At 60.1% G+C, this 15185-nt stretch carries 15 protein-coding genes; 5 read left to right on the forward strand and 10 right to left on the reverse strand.

Going from position 1 to position 15185, the window contains the following annotated elements; genetic code table 11:
- Positions 1 to 77 precede the first annotated feature (77 nt).
- Entirely contained in the window at positions 78 to 1241 is a 1164-nt protein-coding gene (locus tag B5G06_RS01960) for a toxic anion resistance protein (protein WP_087187429.1), read from the reverse strand.
- 165 nt (positions 1242 to 1406) lie between these two features.
- Between B5G06_RS01960 and ilvA the strand changes: the two genes are divergently transcribed.
- The 4 genes from ilvA (at position 1407) to recR (ending at position 4624) form a co-directional block, all read left to right on the forward strand.
- On the forward strand, positions 1407 to 2627 hold the full coding sequence (ilvA, locus tag B5G06_RS01965) for a threonine ammonia-lyase (RefSeq protein ID WP_087187430.1): 1221 nt from the start codon (positions 1407 to 1409) through the stop codon (positions 2625 to 2627).
- Between the two features lie 258 nt (positions 2628 to 2885).
- On the forward strand, positions 2886 to 3533 hold the full coding sequence (gene rpe, locus B5G06_RS01970) for a ribulose-phosphate 3-epimerase (protein WP_087187431.1): 648 nt from the start codon (positions 2886 to 2888) through the stop codon (positions 3531 to 3533).
- 2 nt (positions 3534 to 3535) lie between these two features.
- Positions 3536 to 4003 carry a cupin domain-containing protein gene (locus B5G06_RS01975; RefSeq protein WP_087187432.1) on the forward strand — a complete coding sequence of 156 codons (468 nt, stop codon included), beginning with the start codon at positions 3536 to 3538 and terminating at the stop codon, positions 4001 to 4003.
- A gap of 18 nt (positions 4004 to 4021) precedes the next feature.
- Positions 4022 to 4624 (forward strand): recombination mediator RecR, encoded by a 603-nt coding sequence (recR, locus tag B5G06_RS01980; protein ID WP_087187433.1) that lies wholly within the window; start codon positions 4022 to 4024, stop codon positions 4622 to 4624.
- Positions 4625 to 4672: 48 nt separating this feature from the next.
- Here recR and B5G06_RS01985 read toward each other — a convergent pair whose 3' ends face one another.
- The 8 genes from B5G06_RS01985 to B5G06_RS02020 form a co-directional block, all read right to left on the reverse strand.
- Positions 4673 to 5896 (reverse strand): zinc ribbon domain-containing protein, encoded by a 1224-nt coding sequence (locus B5G06_RS01985; protein WP_087187434.1) that lies wholly within the window; start codon positions 5894 to 5896, stop codon positions 4673 to 4675.
- 103 nt (positions 5897 to 5999) lie between these two features.
- Positions 6000 to 7049, reverse strand: a complete 1050-nt coding sequence (locus B5G06_RS01990; protein WP_087187435.1) for an alcohol dehydrogenase — start codon at positions 7047 to 7049, stop codon at positions 6000 to 6002.
- Positions 7050 to 7132: 83 nt separating this feature from the next.
- Positions 7133 to 7699, reverse strand: coding sequence for a prolyl-tRNA synthetase associated domain-containing protein (locus B5G06_RS01995; protein ID WP_087187436.1), 567 nt, complete (start codon positions 7697 to 7699; stop codon positions 7133 to 7135).
- A gap of 3 nt (positions 7700 to 7702) precedes the next feature.
- Entirely contained in the window at positions 7703 to 8986 is a 1284-nt protein-coding gene (locus B5G06_RS02000) for an O-acetylhomoserine aminocarboxypropyltransferase/cysteine synthase family protein (RefSeq protein ID WP_087187437.1), read from the reverse strand.
- A gap of 117 nt (positions 8987 to 9103) precedes the next feature.
- The gene (locus B5G06_RS02005; RefSeq protein ID WP_087187438.1) at positions 9104 to 10027 is read right to left on the reverse strand and encodes a GerMN domain-containing protein; all 924 of its coding nucleotides are present in this window, start codon (positions 10025 to 10027) and stop codon (positions 9104 to 9106) included.
- Entirely contained in the window at positions 10024 to 11457 is a 1434-nt protein-coding gene (locus tag B5G06_RS02010) for a sensor histidine kinase (RefSeq protein ID WP_242955308.1), read from the reverse strand. The genes B5G06_RS02005 and B5G06_RS02010 overlap by 4 nt, the downstream gene beginning before the upstream one ends.
- Before the next feature lie 28 nt (positions 11458 to 11485).
- Positions 11486 to 12172 (reverse strand): response regulator transcription factor, encoded by a 687-nt coding sequence (locus B5G06_RS02015; protein ID WP_087187440.1) that lies wholly within the window; start codon positions 12170 to 12172, stop codon positions 11486 to 11488.
- Between the two features lie 19 nt (positions 12173 to 12191).
- Positions 12192 to 12626 (reverse strand): ComEA family DNA-binding protein, encoded by a 435-nt coding sequence (locus B5G06_RS02020; protein ID WP_087187441.1) that lies wholly within the window; start codon positions 12624 to 12626, stop codon positions 12192 to 12194.
- Between the two features lie 98 nt (positions 12627 to 12724).
- Here B5G06_RS02020 and B5G06_RS02025 point away from each other — a divergent pair, with 98 nt between their 5' ends.
- Entirely contained in the window at positions 12725 to 14116 is a 1392-nt protein-coding gene (locus B5G06_RS02025; protein ID WP_087187442.1) for a D-alanyl-D-alanine carboxypeptidase family protein, read from the forward strand.
- A gap of 42 nt (positions 14117 to 14158) precedes the next feature.
- On the opposite strand, the gene B5G06_RS02030 is transcribed toward B5G06_RS02025, so the two are convergent.
- Positions 14159 to 15175: an ABC transporter substrate-binding protein gene (locus B5G06_RS02030; RefSeq protein WP_343286347.1), complete on the reverse strand. Its 1017-nt coding sequence runs from the start codon at positions 15173 to 15175 to the stop codon at positions 14159 to 14161.
- Positions 15176 to 15185: the final 10 nt, after the last annotated feature.

Below are 15185 nucleotides of genomic sequence, written 5' to 3' on the forward strand. Positions count from 1 at the left end.
GATAGCAAAAAGATATGTCCATCTGATGTCAAAAAAGGCGCTGCAATGATATTGCAGCGCCTTTTAATTGTTCCTGCTTAGCCTCTCAATTCCAGAAGCTTCTGCTTCAGCTCGCCTTCGATACGGCCCAGCTCCGCTTCGGCCTCCCGGCGCTTCTGGGCGCCCTCCTGCTGGATGTTCATGACCTCATCCAGGGTGGAGATGAGCTGCTGGTTGGTATGCTGGAGGGTCTCCAGGTCCACCACGGAGCGCTCGGCCTCCTTGGCGGTCTCCAAAGTGCCCATTTTCAGCATATCGGCGTTCTTTTGCAGCAGTTCGTTGGTCATGTTGGTCACCGCGCTCTGGGCGGCGGTGGCCTGACGGGAGTGCTCCAGCCCCAGGGCCAGCACCATCTGGCTCTTCCACAGGGGGATGGTGTTCACCAGAGAGGACTGGATCTTCTCCAGCATCAGGGTGTCGTTGTTCTGGATCAGCCGGGTCTGGGGCCCCATCTGGATGGAGATCATCCGGGTCAGCTCCAGGTCGTGGATCTTCTTCTCAAAGCGGGTGCACATATTGGCCAGGTCGTTATAGGCCTGGGCGTCCTCCTGGGCGCCGCTCTGGGCCGCCTTCTGACGCAGCTGCTCCAGCTCTCCGGCCCGCACCTGGGCCAGGCGCTTCTTGCCCGCCAGGATATACATGGTCAGTTCCTTATAATATTTGGTGTTGAGGTCGTACATCTGGTCCAGCATGGCGATGTCCTTCATCAGGGTCACCTGGTGGGCCTCCAGCACCTCCACGATCTTATTCACGTTGGTCTCCGCCTTGGAGTAGGAAGCCTTCATGGCCTCCAGCTGGTTGCGCTTCTTCTTGAAGAAGCCGAAGAAGCCCTTCTCGTCCTCCTCGCCGCCGAAGCCCTTCAGCTCCACCACCAGAGAGGACAGGGCCTGTCCCACCTCGCCCAGATCCTTGGTACGCACCGAGTTGAGGGTATTTTCCGAGAAACCGGCAATGTTCTTCTGGGCCGCAGCGCCGTACTGGAGCACCAGATTGGTATCGGTCAGATCGATCTTCTGGGCAAAGTCATCCACCATCTTGCGCTCAGCTTCGGTGAGCTGGCTTTCGTCCAACTGAATGGCCTTGGCCTCCTCACTGGCGTTGGGGTCCAGGCTCAACTGAGGCGCGGCAGGCGCTTCCGCCGCGGCGGTACCCAGATCCGGGGTCAGCGTCAGCTCCGGGGTAAAATCCATGTTGTCAGCCATGACTGCGTCCCTCCATATTCCATACCGGCAGCGCCGGCTTGTTCTTCCAAATCATTGTACCGTTCCCCCATTCCCCTGTCAAGAACACGTTGACTTTCCCTCAAAAAGTCAGTATCATTAAAAACATATTCCGATATTCCGTTTTTAGAGAGGAAGTCTTGCCCCATGCTCACCCTGAAAGAATTTAAGGAGGCCCGCAGCGTGCTCTCCGGGGTCATCCGGAACACCAGTCTGGTCTACAGCACCGCCTTTTCCAAGGCAACCGGCAACCATATCTACATCAAGCCGGAAAATATGCAGGTCACCGGCGCCTACAAGATCCGGGGCGCCTACTATAAAATCAGCACCTTGACCGAGGAAGAAAAGGCCAAGGGTCTGGTCACCGCCTCCGCCGGCAACCACGCCCAGGGTGTGGCCTACGCCGCCCAGCAGGCCGGCGTGAGCGCCACCATCGTCATGCCCACCACCACTCCCCTGGTGAAGGTAAACAACACCAAGGATTACGGTGCCAAGGTAGTGCTCCACGGCGAGACCTTTGACGACGCCGCCGAGCTGGCCGCCAAGCTGTCTGCTGAGGAGGGCCTGACCTACGTCCATCCCTTCAACGATCCCGCCATCGCCACCGGCCAGGGCACCATCTCTTACGAAATCTTCCAGGACCTGCCCGACGTGGACGTGATCCTGGTGCCCATCGGCGGCGGCGGACTGGCCACCGGCGTGTCCACCCTGGCCAAGCTGCTCAATCCCAACGTCGCCGTCATCGGCGTGGAGCCCACCGGGGCCGCCTCCATGAAGGCCAGCCTGGATGCCGGTCATGTGGTCACCCTGGACAAGGTGGAGACCATTGCCGACGGCGTGGCGGTCAAGACCCCCGGCGACCAGATCTTCCCCTACATCCAGCAGAACATCGACGACATCATCACCATCGACGACGACGAACTGGTGGATGCCTTCCTGGATATGATGGAAAAGCACAAGATGATCGTGGAAAATGCCGGTCTGCTGCCCATTGCCGCCCTGAATCACCTCAAGTGCAAGGGCAAGAACGTGGTGCCTGTCCTCTCCGGCGGCAACATGGACGTGATCACGGTAGCCAGCCTGGTACAGCACGGTCTCATCAACCGGGGCCGGGTATTCACCTTCTCCGTTCAGCTGCCCGACCGTCCCGGCGAGCTGCTGCGGGTGGCCCAGATCGTGGCCGAGGCCAACGGCAACATCATCAAGCTGGAGCATAACCAGTTTATCAACATCAATCGCCAGAGCGGCGTGGAGCTGCGGGTTACCCTGGAGGCCTTTGGCCACACCCACAAGCGGGCCATTTTGGACGCCATGTGTGCTGCCGGCTATCAGGCCCGGGAGTGCCACACCAACGACTTCTATAATTAAGCGGACCGGCCCCCGCAAACCAACTGTGTCCGGGGGAGCACGCTCCCCCGGACACTATATGATGCGGCGCGCGATTCCGGAGCATAGACCGCCGGGCCGGCAGCCCGTGGGTACGCGGGGGGAGCGGCGGGGCCCCGGGCGTCATCCGCTTGCTGTATCTTATGTTCCCAACTTTCCCTTTGCCCCGGCCCATCCGCCAATGAGGGACAGGCTCTTTGCCCGTTCTCCCCATCTTTTTTGATAATGGAGTGGTAAATGATGATCAAGATCGCCCCTTCCATCCTCTCCGCCGATTTTGTAAACCTGGAGCGGGATATCCAGCGGGTATCCTCCGCCGACTGGCTCCATGTAGACGTCATGGACGGTTGCTTTGTCCCCAACATCACCATCGGCGTACCGGTGGTCCAGTCCATCCGCAAGTGCACCGATATGTTCCTGGACGTGCACCTGATGATCGACAAGCCGGTGCACTACATTGAGGCCTTTGCCAAGGCGGGGGCCGACCTGCTGTCGGTCCACCTGGAGGCCGACCACCCCACCCGCATCGCCGAGGCGCTCCGCCTCATGGACGAGTTCGGGGTGAAAAAGGCGGTAGCACTGCGGCCCATCACCGCCGCCAGCGCCATTCTCCCCTATCTGGAGAACCTGGATATGGTGCTGGTCATGACGGTGGAGCCCGGCTTCGGCGGCCAGGCCTTTATGGAACACCAGCTGGACACCATCCATCAGGTCCGTACCCTCATCGATCGCTATAATCCCGCCTGCCGTCTGGAGGTAGACGGCGGGATCAGTCCCAAGACCGCCGGGAAGGTGATCTCCGCCGGCGCCGATACCCTGGTGGCCGGTTCCGCGGTGTACGGAGCGGTGGACCCCGCTGCCGCCATCGCCGCCCTGCGGGAGGGCTGACTATGCCTGCGCCCCTGACCGACCGGCAGGCCAAAGACCTGGGCATCACCACCCGTCATGAGCGGATGGACAACGGCGAGCTGCGGTTCCGGCTGTGCGCCTGTGACGGAAGTTCCTACATCCGTACCGAGGCCAGCGACCAGAGCGGCTGGCAGAACAGCCACCTCCATCGGTATGTCCATGAGCTGAATGTGATTCAGCAGGGCACTATGCTGGTGGTGGAGGAGCGGGACGGAGCCCTTATTCCCCGGGTGCTGCACACCGGCGATTTTTATCTCTGCCCGCTGAATGTGCCCCACAACTCCTATCTGCTGCCAGGCACGGTGGCCCACACGGTGAAATACGGTCAGGAACTCCCCGACGTGGACTGGGTAGCCTGTCCCCAACTGGACCTGCGCTGCCGCGCCCTGGATGTGGACGCCCTCATCCAGGCGGGTTCCCCTCCCCGCACTCAGGGGATCGATCTCTAAGAAGGGATGTTTTCATCTATGCAATATTTTCCCCCCGCGCTGGAGCAGCTGGTGGAGCAGTTCGCCCGGCTGCCCGGCATTGGCCGGAAGAGCGCTCAGCGGCTGGCCTTCTATGTCCTCTCCCTGCCGGAGGAGGATGCCGCCGCCTTCGCTCAGGCCATCACCGAGGCAAAGGCCGCCATCCACTGCTGCCCGGTCTGTCAGAATTTCTCCCAGGGAGACGGCCTGTGTCCCATCTGCCAGGACCCCAAGCGTGACCCCTCAGTCATCTGCGTGGTGGCAGACCCCAAAGATGTGGCCGCTATGGAGCGCTCCCGGGAGTATCCCGGTGTGTACCACGTCCTTCACGGCGTCATCTCCCCCATGAACCATGTGGGGCCCGATGAGCTGCGGGTGAAGGAGCTGGTAAACCGGGTGGCCGAAGGCGGGGTCAGCGAGGTCATTATGGCCACCAACCCGGACACTGAGGGAGAGGCCACCGCCATGTATCTCTCCCGTCTGCTGCGCCCCTTCGGGGTCAGGGTGACCCGGCTGGCCTACGGTATTCCGGTAGGCAGTCATCTGGAATATGCCGACGACGCCACCCTTATGCGTGCCCTGGAGGGCCGCCGGGAAATGTAAAAAAAGAGTTCCGCGCCAGTGGCGCGGAACTCTTTTTTTATTTTATGATCAGCGATTAACGAACAGATAGGACCGCTTTTTGAAGTAGACGATCTGCAGAATCAGGATCAGCACATTGACAGCCATACCAATCAGGGGGAATGTCATGTACTCCATCAAATAGCTGCTGGGGATGTACTGCCCCACCTGGACAAACACCATAAACAAATTAAAGGCCAAAAATGCGGTGGGCAATGCACTGAGCACCAGGTACAGGCTCCATCCGCCCTGCCGAAGCCGGATCATCTTTACCCAGGCCACCAGCATCAAGACGCCATAAGCCGCAGAAATCAGGCCGATGATCATCGGATTAGGAATGAAGGCAGGCAGATACATCAGGATTGCACCCTGGGGTTCGCTCAGCGCATAGATGAAATCCCGGTAGAAATACTCGATGCTGTAACTATAGCTAGACGTAGCTGCAGCCATACCAACCAGGAGCGCACCCAGGATCAGGTAGAAAAAGGCGGTGGGGATCATGTTAAAATAGACCTGGAACTTATACCAGTTCATGGGGCAGCCGTAATCAATTCGGCCGTTGCTGTAGGTGGGCTGTCTCCGCTCCTCATAGGGGGAACTGTAGGCACTCTGCTGGGGCGCAGACTGCCAGCCGCCCTGATAGCCCTGCTGGGGAGCACTCTGCCAGCCACCGGGCTGCTGATTATTCTGCCAGCCGCTCTGCTGCCAGTTATTCTGCTGCTGCCAACCGGGTGCACTCTGCTGAGCGCCGTTCTGCCAGCTATTCTGCTGCCAGCCGGGAGCACTCTGCTGAGTACTGTTTTGCCAGCCACTCTGCTGCCAGCCGCCGGACTGGGCGTTCTGCTGGCTGCCCTGCCAGGAATTCTGCTGGGGCTCCTGCTGAGAAGTACTGGCCTGCCAGGGACTCTGAGTCTCCTGCTGCGGAGCGGAAGCCTGCCAAGGACTCTGGGCTTCCTGCTGGGGCGCGCTGCTTGCCTGCCAGGGGCTCTGAGGCTCCTGCTGAACAGGTTCCGGCTCGGCCTTTACCTGCTCCACCGGCTCCTCCGGCACGGGGTTAAAGGTACTCCAGTCAAATTCATCGTTGGACGGGGTGTTCTCCGGCTCCGCCTGGGGCACGACAGTCTCAGGCTCCTGGGGCGGAATCATATCCTGCCGGGGCTCCTCCGTGACAACGCCGCCGGACTGCTTCTTTCCACAGGCAACACAGAATATGCTGCCGTCCGGGATCTGAGTCCCACAGTGTTCACAATACATATGCTTTTACTCTCCTCTACACTCTCTTGCGGTTGCTGGGATATCTTATTTTATGTCATCTTTCGACGTTTGTAAACCCATATCTTTCACAAATTCTCCAGCCTTATCCATCTGTCTCGTCCGCTGTCACGGCTACCTTAATTACGCCGTCCCGCCGGTTCTCAAAAAGCTCATAGGCCTCCTCAATACGGCTGAGAGGATAGGTATGGGTGATAAGGGCGGTGGTATCCAGTTTCCCCTGCGCGATCAGATCCAGCGTTTGGGCACAGTTGCAGCCGTCCACCCCGCCGGTCTTGAAGGTCAGGTTCTTGCCGTACATCTCTGGCAGGGGCAGCACCTGGTCATTGTCATACAGGGCCACCACCGTCACTACGGCATTGGGCCGGGCGCACTGCCAGGCCAAGCGGAAGGTATCCGGTCTGCCCGCCACCTCCAGCACCACATCGGCGCCGCCATGGTCGCTGTGAGCCTGCACAAAGGCCTCCGCCTCCTCCGGTCCTACCGTCAGCACACCGGGATAGTGTGCCTCCACAAAGGCCCGGCGCAGAGGGTCCCGCTCGCACAGAATGATCTGTCGGGGACTCTGAAGCTGGACGCACTGGAGGGTACACAGGCCGGTGGGGCCGCCGCCGATGATGAGCACCGTGTCCTCCGGGCTGATCTCTGAAATATCCGCCGCCCAGTACCCGGTAGCCAGGATATCCCCCACGAAGAGGGCCTGCCGGTCGGATACCTCGTCCGGGATCTTGTTCAGCCCCTGGTCCGCATAGGGCACCCGGACATACTCAGCCTGACCGCCGTCGATGCGGCAGCCCAGGGCCCATCCGCCGTTAGGATCGGTGCAGTTATTTACCCAGCCGTGGCGGCAAAACCAGCACTGGCCGCAGAAGGTCTCCACGTTCACGGTCACCCGGTCGCCGGGTTTTACCGTGGACACCCCGGCGCCTATCTGCTCCACGATGCCCACCATCTCGTGGCCTACCGTGATCCCGGGCACCGCCCGGGGCACCGAGCCGTGCTTGATATGCAGATCACTGGTGCAGATGCTGGACAGGGTAACCTTTACAATGGCATCCCCGTCCTCCATCAGCTGGGGTTTTGGCTTGTTCAGCAGGGCAAATTTCCCCCGCTCCACATAAGTATAGGCCAGCATGACTCCCCCTCCTTTTTGCCACAGTATACCATATTCCCAGCCATGATGCAAAAGGGCGTGCCGCAAATGCGGCACGCCCAATATCATACTTCTGTTTCCGGCTCCGGCCAGGGCAAATCCACCAGGATGGGCTTGTGGCCCACCGCCGGCAGAAAGCGGTCCAGAAAATCGGACCGGGTCAGCTTGAGGGTAGAGGTGGAAAAGCAGGGATGACCACTGATAAAGTCCCCTTCCATCAGCTCTCGGTCCATCACCAGCTGCACCTTCCCCTCCTTGTCGTGCACCAGCTCAAAAGCACTGGCAGAGCCAGGGGCAGCCCCCAGCAGGTCCATCATATGCTCCGGCGTGGCAAAGGACAGCCTGGCACAACCCAGCTGGGCGGTGACGTCCTTGGTTTTGAAGGGCTTGTCCCCCGGCATCATCAACAGGTAGAAGTCGGTCTGCTTTCGGTTGGTGAGCAGCAGGTTCTTGCAGATAGGAGCCCCCAGCACCTGCTCCACCGCCTTACAGTCCTCCATGGTGTTGGCATAGTCATGGTCACACCGCTGATAGGAGATACCCAGCTTGTCCAGATAGGCATACACCGCCATCTCGTTGGGATGGCGCTCCTCCGCGGGCGGGCCGCTGTATACGTTGGGATCTACTACCATGGCTTACACCTGCTCCAGGGCGTGGGCCACGTCCTCCAGAATATCGTTGATATCCTCGATGCCCACACTGAGGCGCACCAGGTCGGGGGAGACGCCGGCGGCGGCCAGCTCCTCATCGGTCATCTGGCGGTGGGTGGTGGAGGCGGGATGCAGGGTGCAGGTCTTGGCATCGGCCACATGGGTGGCGATGGAGGCCAGCTTCAGACCTGCCATGAACTTGGAAGCCGCCTCACGGCCGCCCTTCACGCCGAAGGACACCACGCCGCAGGTACCATTAGGCATATACTTCTGAGCCCGCTCGTAGTAGGGGTCCCCCTCCATGCCGGGGTAACGCACCCAGGCCACCTTGGGATGGTCCTTCAGGAATTTGGCCACGGCCAGACCGTTCTCACAGTGCTTTGCCACCCGCAGAGGCAGAGTCTCCAGGCCGATGTTCAGATAATAGCAGTTCTGGGGAGAGGGAATGGCGCCCAGGTCCCGCATGAGCTGAGCGGTGGCCTTGGTGATGTAGGCCCCCTCCAGGCCGAAACGTTCGGTGTAAGTAATGCCGTGATAGCTCTCGTCGGGGGTGGTCAGACCGGGGAACTTATCGGCGTGGGCGGTCCAGTCAAACTTACCGGAGTCCACAATGGCGCCTCCCACCGCGTTGGCGTGGCCGTCCATGTACTTGGTGGTGGAGTGGGTGACAATGTCGGCTCCCCACTCAATGGGACGGCAGTTCACCGGGGTGGCAAAGGTATTGTCGATGATGAGGGGCACACCGTGGGCATGGGCCGCCTTGGCAAACTTCTCAATGTCCAGCACGGTGAGAGCCGGGTTGGCGATGGTCTCGCCAAACACCGCCCGGGTCTCCGGCCGGAAAGCGGCATTCAACTCCTCCTCGGTGCAGTCTGGGTCCACAAAGGTAAAGTCAATGCCCATCCGCTTCATGGTCACGGCGAAAAGGTTATAGGTACCGCCGTAGATGGAGGAGGAGCAAACCACGTGCTCTCCGCAGGAAACGATATTAAAAATAGCATAGAAAGAAGCAGCCTGACCGGAGGAAGTAAGCATGGCCGCAGTGCCCCCCTCCAGGGCGCAGATCTTGGCCGCCACATGGTCATTGGTGGGGTTTTGCAGCCGGGTATAAAAATAACCGCTGGCCTCCAGATCAAAGAGGGCCCCCATCTGCTCCCCGGTGACATACCGGAAGGTGGTGGACTGAACAATGGGGATGTTTCGGGGCTCTCCGTTGCCGGGGGTATAGCCCGCGTGGATACACTGGGTACTAATACGGTGCTGGCTCATGGGCTGATTCTTCCTTTCTTTGCGTGGGTTACAGTGCTGGATCTCATCACACACTAATGCTATGAAGCATCAAATAATATGTGGTATGGTACACCCGGTAACGCCGGTTGTCAATACTTACCCTTCCGTGCCCAGGGTGGTGTCCGGGATCAGGGCCCGGTCCAGAGGCAAGCTGCCTACAGCAGGTGCCGGCTCTCCATCGATGTAGAGCTGTACCGCCTCCACCCCATCCAGTTCGCACAGGGTATTGACCATGGCGTACACCATCAGGGCCGCCGTTGTTTCACTGCCGGGCAGCCCCTGGATAAACTCAGGAGACAGATCCACCAGACAAACACCGTCCTCTACCTGAGCCGACAGGATCTGGCTTCCCTGGGGCAGGCAGGGACTCAGTCCTGCCTCTTCCGGCCCCTCGGCCCAGGCAGACAGCACCGCCTCTACCACAGTCTGGTCCACATCCTTGATGATCTGGCGCCGTTCCACGCCCAAATTCTGTCCTCCCTGCCGCAGATACCACAGATCCACACCCAGGGACATGGGCTCATCCGCACCGCCGGCCAACAGAATATCTTCCGCGGACAGCTGTTGAATAGAGCGATAGGGCAGTTCATGGCCCTCCACGGTCACATAGACAGAGTCCACCTCCTCCAGCTGACAGAGGGTCAGGGTCAGGCAGGCGTCAGCCAGGGTCAGGTTGACCCCGGAGAGGCTGTAATATTGGTCGGACAGGTCCAGATGGAGTACTCCCTCCTTCAACTGCCAATCCAGCAGCTGCAGGCCGCTGGGGAAGGGGGTGGTCAGCTCCGGCGACTGGGGCTGCTCCAGCAGCAGTTCCATCAGGCCGGGAATGGTCTCCTGTCCCTGAGAAAGGACCCGGCGCTCCCCCTCTACCGCTGATTCTCCCTCCTCATTTGACAGGGCAGAGTAATAGATCACATAGCTCTGGCCATCCTGCTTGCCGGATCCGGCCTCCTGGGCAGCACATCCACTGGCGGTCAAAAGGGCGGCACAGAGCAGCACCGATATGCCTCGCTTGCTCACGGTTCCTCCCCTCCCTTCTCCGTCCAGCAGGAAAATCGCACTTCAAAGCAGGTGCCTTCCGGCTCCCGCCGCCGGGCGGTCACGGTTCCGCCGTGCTGGCGCACCGTGTCCCGGACAATGGACAGGCCCAGGCCGGTACCGCCCGCGGCCCGGGAACGGGCCTTGTCCACCCGGTAAAACCGGTCGAAGATCTTGGGCAGATCAGCCTCCGGAATACCCACGCCGGTGTCCTCTACCAGCAGGATCACCTGATCTTCCTCCTGCTTCAGGGTCACGGTCACGGTGCCGCCGGGCAGGTTGTATTTCACGGCGTTCTCCATCAGGTTAAATGCCACCTGATACAGATCGTCCTCGGTAGCCCGAATGATACATCCGCTCTGGAGCCACAGCTTCAGTTCCACCTCTGCCGCTCGGGCCAGGGGGGTGAGCATATGCTCCACCCGCTCCACCACCGTCTTGACGTCCACCGGTCCGGTATGGATCTCATGGGCGGTGTCCAAACGGGTGAGGGTGAGCAGCTTTTCGGTAATACGGGTAAGGCGCTCGGCCTCGTCCCCGATATCAATGAGAAATTCCCGGGCAGTATCGCCGTCCATATTATCCGCCTGGAGGATAGAGTCGGTCAGCAGACGGATGGAGGCCAGCGGGGTTTTCAGCTCGTGGGAGGCGTCGGAGACAAAGCGCCGACGCACCTCCTCCGTGGTCTGGAGCCGCCCGGTCAGTTCGTTGAATTCGTCGGCCAGACGGCTGAGCTCGTCCCCGCCCTTAACGGTAACCCGGTGGCTGTACTCGCCCTGGCGCACCGTATGGATACCCCGCAGCAGCAGGGCGATCCGCCGGGTCAGGGCTTTGGAGAACACCACGCCCATCGCCGCCGTCACCACACAGATCACAATGGAAATGGTCCGCAGGTTGTTCTGAATGCCCTGGAGCAGGGCCCCCTGCTGAGCGTCGTACTCATAGAGGTAAACCGCTCCCTGAGTCATGGAACGGTAGGTCACCGGAACCGCCGCCCGGCTGCACAACGCCCCGTCCTCATACTCCGATCGGAACACATCATTGCCCTGCAAAGCCGTGACAATTTCCCAGATCATGGCATACTGGCCAGCGGTATCCGACCGCTGGCTGCCCTCCTGAAAGTCACACAGCACCAAGCCGTTGGGATCGGTGACCACCACCCGGGTCACCCCCAGGCTGCCCAGCAGCAGGCTGACCGTCTTGGTGGCTCCCTCCTGAGTCAGGGCTTCCGGCCCGGTAGCCAGGGCGGAAGCCAGCACCGAGGCCTGGTTCTGCAGGGAGGTCTGCTTGGACTGGTAGGCCAGAGTCTGGGTCACCATCACCGGATAGGTGTTGAGCAGTACCACCACCGCCGCCACAATGACCAGATAGGTCATGGCGTACTTAACCCGGAGGGATCGCCAGAAGGGCACTCGTCTGGCCCCCTCTTCTCTCTTCTGATTATCCATTCTTCAAATAATAGCCCACGCCCCACTTGGTGAGGATGTAGGTTGGATTGGCAGGGTCCAGCTCCAGTTTCTCCCGCAGGCGGCGGACGTGCACATCCACCGTCCGGTAGTCACCGGCGTACTCATAGCCCCACACCACGTTGAGCAGATTCTCCCGGCTGTACACCCGGCCTGGATTGCGCATCAACAGCTCCATCAGGTCAAACTCCTTGGCAGTCAGATCCACGCTCTTGCCGTCCTTCCAGGCCGCCCGGGCATCCGGGTCCAGGGTAATGTGCCCGATGACCAGCTTGCGGCCACCGCCCATCTGCTGGGCAGCCATGCCTGCCCGGCGGAGCAGGGCTCGCACACGGGCTTTCAGCTCCAGGATGTTGAAAGGCTTGGTAATATAGTCATCCGCCCCACATTCAAAGCCGATGATCTTGTCGGTGTCCTCGCTGCGGGCGGTGAGCATGATGATGGGCACGTTGGAAAACTCCCGAATCCGCATACAGGCCTGAAGTCCGTCGATTTTGGGCATCATCAGGTCCAGGATGATGAGGTCGAAGCCGCCTCCCCGGGCCAGCTCCACCGCCTCTTCCCCGTCGTAGCCCACTTCCACCTGGTAGCCTTCGCTCTCCAGGTTGAACTTGATGCCCTTGACCAGCACCTTTTCATCGTCCACAACCAATATTTTCAAGGCAGTTCCTCCTTTTTTATTAAGAAACGGTAACCATATCAATCAGTCCGCCTAAAATGCCCTCGCCGATGCCGTCTACACGGGTCAGGTCCTCCGGCACCCGGAAGGGGCCGTTGGCCTCCCGGTCGGCGACGATGGCAGCCGCCCGCTTCTCGCCAATGCCGGGCAGTGTCATCAATTCCTCCATTGTGGCGGTGTTCAAATTGATTTTGTCGGAGGGCGAGGCCGCAGGGTTCTCACTTTCCGGTGCCGGAGTCCCGGTAGCTACCGGGACAGCTGACGGCTGGGCAGAGGTGACTGGAACTGTGACGGCGGTAGGTTGCGCCAGCAAGTTCTCCGTCTCCACCCGTACAGGTTGAGCGCTGGAAGCGCCCCGCAGAAACCACCCCGCCGCAAAAGCCGCAAAGGCGGCGGCCAACAGGAGGGAAATTAGTTCCAGTTTGGAAATCTTCATATTTTGTAACCGCCTTCCCGTTGCTTCCAGGTCCAGGGTTTGCTATAATGGATAAGAAAACTTTGATCTTATTATATCATACACAAATGGAGTTTCCTATGAAAAAATCAAGACTGCTCTCCCTGTTTCTTTCCCTAGTCCTGATCACCGGACTACTTACCACCTTCGCCTCCGCCAGCAGCGGCAGCGCCATTCTGGACGAGATGGATGTCAACGCCAAAGCTGCCGTTTTGGTGGACCCCAATACCAATGAGGTCCTCTACGAGAAAAACGCCCACGAGAAGATGTATCCCGCCTCCATCACCAAGGTGATGACCTGCCTGCTCACCCTGGAGGCGGTGGATGAGGGCAAGCTCTCCCTGGACCAGACCGTCACCGCCAGTGCCAGCATCCACACCGGCATCGGCGCTGGCGCCTCTACCGCCGACATCAAGGAGGGCGAGGAGATCCGGATCATCGACCTGCTGTACGCCGCCCTGATCCCCTCCGCCAACGAGGCCTGTAATGTGATGGCCGAGGCGGTGGCCGGCGACGTGGCCAGCTTTGTGGACCTGATGAATCAGCGGGCAGCCGAGCTGGGCATGACGGACACCCATTTCACCAACACCCACGGCTACCACGATGACAACCACTACACCTCTGCCTACGACGTCTTTCTCATGTGTCAGGAGGCCATGAAGCGCGAGACCTTCCGTACCATTGTCACCACCAAGAGCTACGATATGCCCGCCACCAACATCCATCCTGAGGTCCGCACCGTTCACTCCACCAACGCCCTGATCTCCAACTGGAACGTGACCGGTTACCTCTACTCCTACGCCACCGGCATCAAGACCGGCCACACCAACGAATCGGGCTACTGCTTGGCCGCTGCCGCCACCAAGGAGGACCGGAGCCTGATCTCGGTGGTTATGGGCTGTGAGCGGGAGCCGGGCTCCACCGGCAGCAAGGGCCGCACCGACTTCTCCGAAACCATCCGGCTGTTTGAGTGGGGCTTCAATAACTTCTCCACCCAGACCATTCTGGATGCCACCAAGCGGGATATTCCCGAGGTGGAGGTCACCCTGGGCAAGGGCACCAACTATGTGACCCTGGAACCCCAGGGTGAGATCACCGCACTGCTGCCCAATGACATCTCCACTGAGGATTTCAAGTATGACTATACTCTGAACGCCAATACCGTGGAGGCTCCTGTAGAAAAAGGCCAGGTGCTGGGTACCATCACCGCCACCTTCAACGGCAAGGAATACGGCTCCCTCCCCCTGGTAGCCAGCATTGCCGTTGATGCCGATCCCCTGCTCTACAATCTGGACCGCATCCAGCGCTTTTTCTCCCAGCTGTGGGTAAAGATCATTCTGGTGATCCTGCTGGTCTTTATCGTATACCTCATCATCCGCCGTCTCTTCTTCCGGGGCCGGCGGGGCGGACGCCGGGGCGGCTACTCCTATAGCGGCGGCTCTCACTACAGCGGACGCCGCAGAAGAAGATAACAAAAAATCGCCTGCCGTTGAAACGGCAGGCGATTTCTTTTCTTATTCACTCAGCAGGTCCACATACAGCTGGCCCAGCGCAGGGGCCTGGTCGATCAGGCCCTCGCTGAGCAGCCAATTCACGTTTTCCTGCCAGCACTCTGCGCTCTGGGTCAGGAAGGGGGCATCCGCCGTCTCCATCATGGGCAGCAGGGTTTCCATGCTCTTCTGCTCCACCGTCTTGGACAGGGGGAAGTTCTCCTCATTCTGGTTGTCCAGCAGGATCTGGAGCACCCCATCCGGGTCGGCCTGCATATCCTCAAAGCCCTTCTGGCAGGCCCGCAGGAAGCCCTTAAGCACCTCGGGCTCCTCTTCGATCATAGTGTCACTGGCCAGGAACACGCCCTCATAGTAGGTGGGCACGCCGTAGTCGTCCAGATCGAAGTAGTTGACCTCGAACCCCTCCTCCTCCAGCTGGGGTACCTCATGGTTGACCAGGCAGCCGATGGTGGCATCCACATTACCGGTGGTCATGGAGCTCATCAGGTCAAATCCCACGTCAATCAGGGTCACGTCGCTGGAATCGGCTCCAACATAGGCCATGATGGAGTGGATCAGGGCCTCGGACAGCTCGGTGCCCGCATAGCCCACGGTCTTGCCCACCAGATCCTCCGGAGAGGTGATGTTCTTGTCCTTCAGGGAGAGGACGATGTTCAGGGGGCCCTGAACCACCGCGCCGATGGACTTTACCGGCACGTCCTGATTGGCCCGGGCGATGATCACGTCCTGCTGGTAGTACAGGCCGATCTCCGCCTGTCCGGCGGCCACCAGGGAGATGGCGTCGTTGGCGTTGGAGGGGAACTGGATGTTGACTTTCAGCCCCTCCTCCTCAAAGTAGCCCTTCTCAATAGCGTCATAGAGGAAGGCATGGAGGGCGTTGGGATACCAGTCCAGCACCACGCTGATTTCCCGCAGGTCGTCCTGGCCCCCGGTCTCCTGACCGCTGGCGGCGGGAGCAGAGCAGCCGGCCAGGAGAAGCGCCCCGGCCAGGGCAAGGGTTGCAATTCGTTTCATATCCATCTTTCCTTTC

It is taken from the genome of Flavonifractor sp. An52, assembly GCF_002159385.1.
GTDB lineage: Bacteria > Bacillota > Clostridia > Oscillospirales > Oscillospiraceae > Flavonifractor > Flavonifractor avicola.

Coding starts and splice junctions, on each gene's coding strand:
- B5G06_RS01960 (WP_087187429.1), bottom strand. CDS start 1,241: ATGGCTGACAACATGGATTTTACCCCGGAGCTGACGCTGACCCCGGAT.
- ilvA (WP_087187430.1), top strand. CDS start 1,407: ATGCTCACCCTGAAAGAATTTAAGGAGGCCCGCAGCGTGCTCTCCGGG.
- rpe (WP_087187431.1), top strand. CDS start 2,886: ATGATCAAGATCGCCCCTTCCATCCTCTCCGCCGATTTTGTAAACCTG.
- B5G06_RS01975 (WP_087187432.1), top strand. CDS start 3,536: ATGCCTGCGCCCCTGACCGACCGGCAGGCCAAAGACCTGGGCATCACC.
- recR (WP_087187433.1), top strand. CDS start 4,022: ATGCAATATTTTCCCCCCGCGCTGGAGCAGCTGGTGGAGCAGTTCGCC.
- B5G06_RS01985 (WP_087187434.1), bottom strand. CDS start 5,896: ATGTATTGTGAACACTGTGGGACTCAGATCCCGGACGGCAGCATATTC.
- B5G06_RS01990 (WP_087187435.1), bottom strand. CDS start 7,049: ATGCTGGCCTATACTTATGTGGAGCGGGGGAAATTTGCCCTGCTGAAC.
- B5G06_RS01995 (WP_087187436.1), bottom strand. CDS start 7,699: ATGGTAGTAGATCCCAACGTATACAGCGGCCCGCCCGCGGAGGAGCGC.
- B5G06_RS02000 (WP_087187437.1), bottom strand. CDS start 8,986: ATGAGCCAGCACCGTATTAGTACCCAGTGTATCCACGCGGGCTATACC.
- B5G06_RS02020 (WP_087187441.1), bottom strand. CDS start 12,626: ATGAAGATTTCCAAACTGGAACTAATTTCCCTCCTGTTGGCCGCCGCC.
- B5G06_RS02025 (WP_087187442.1), top strand. CDS start 12,725: ATGAAAAAATCAAGACTGCTCTCCCTGTTTCTTTCCCTAGTCCTGATC.
- B5G06_RS02030 (WP_343286347.1), bottom strand. CDS start 15,175: ATGGATATGAAACGAATTGCAACCCTTGCCCTGGCCGGGGCGCTTCTC.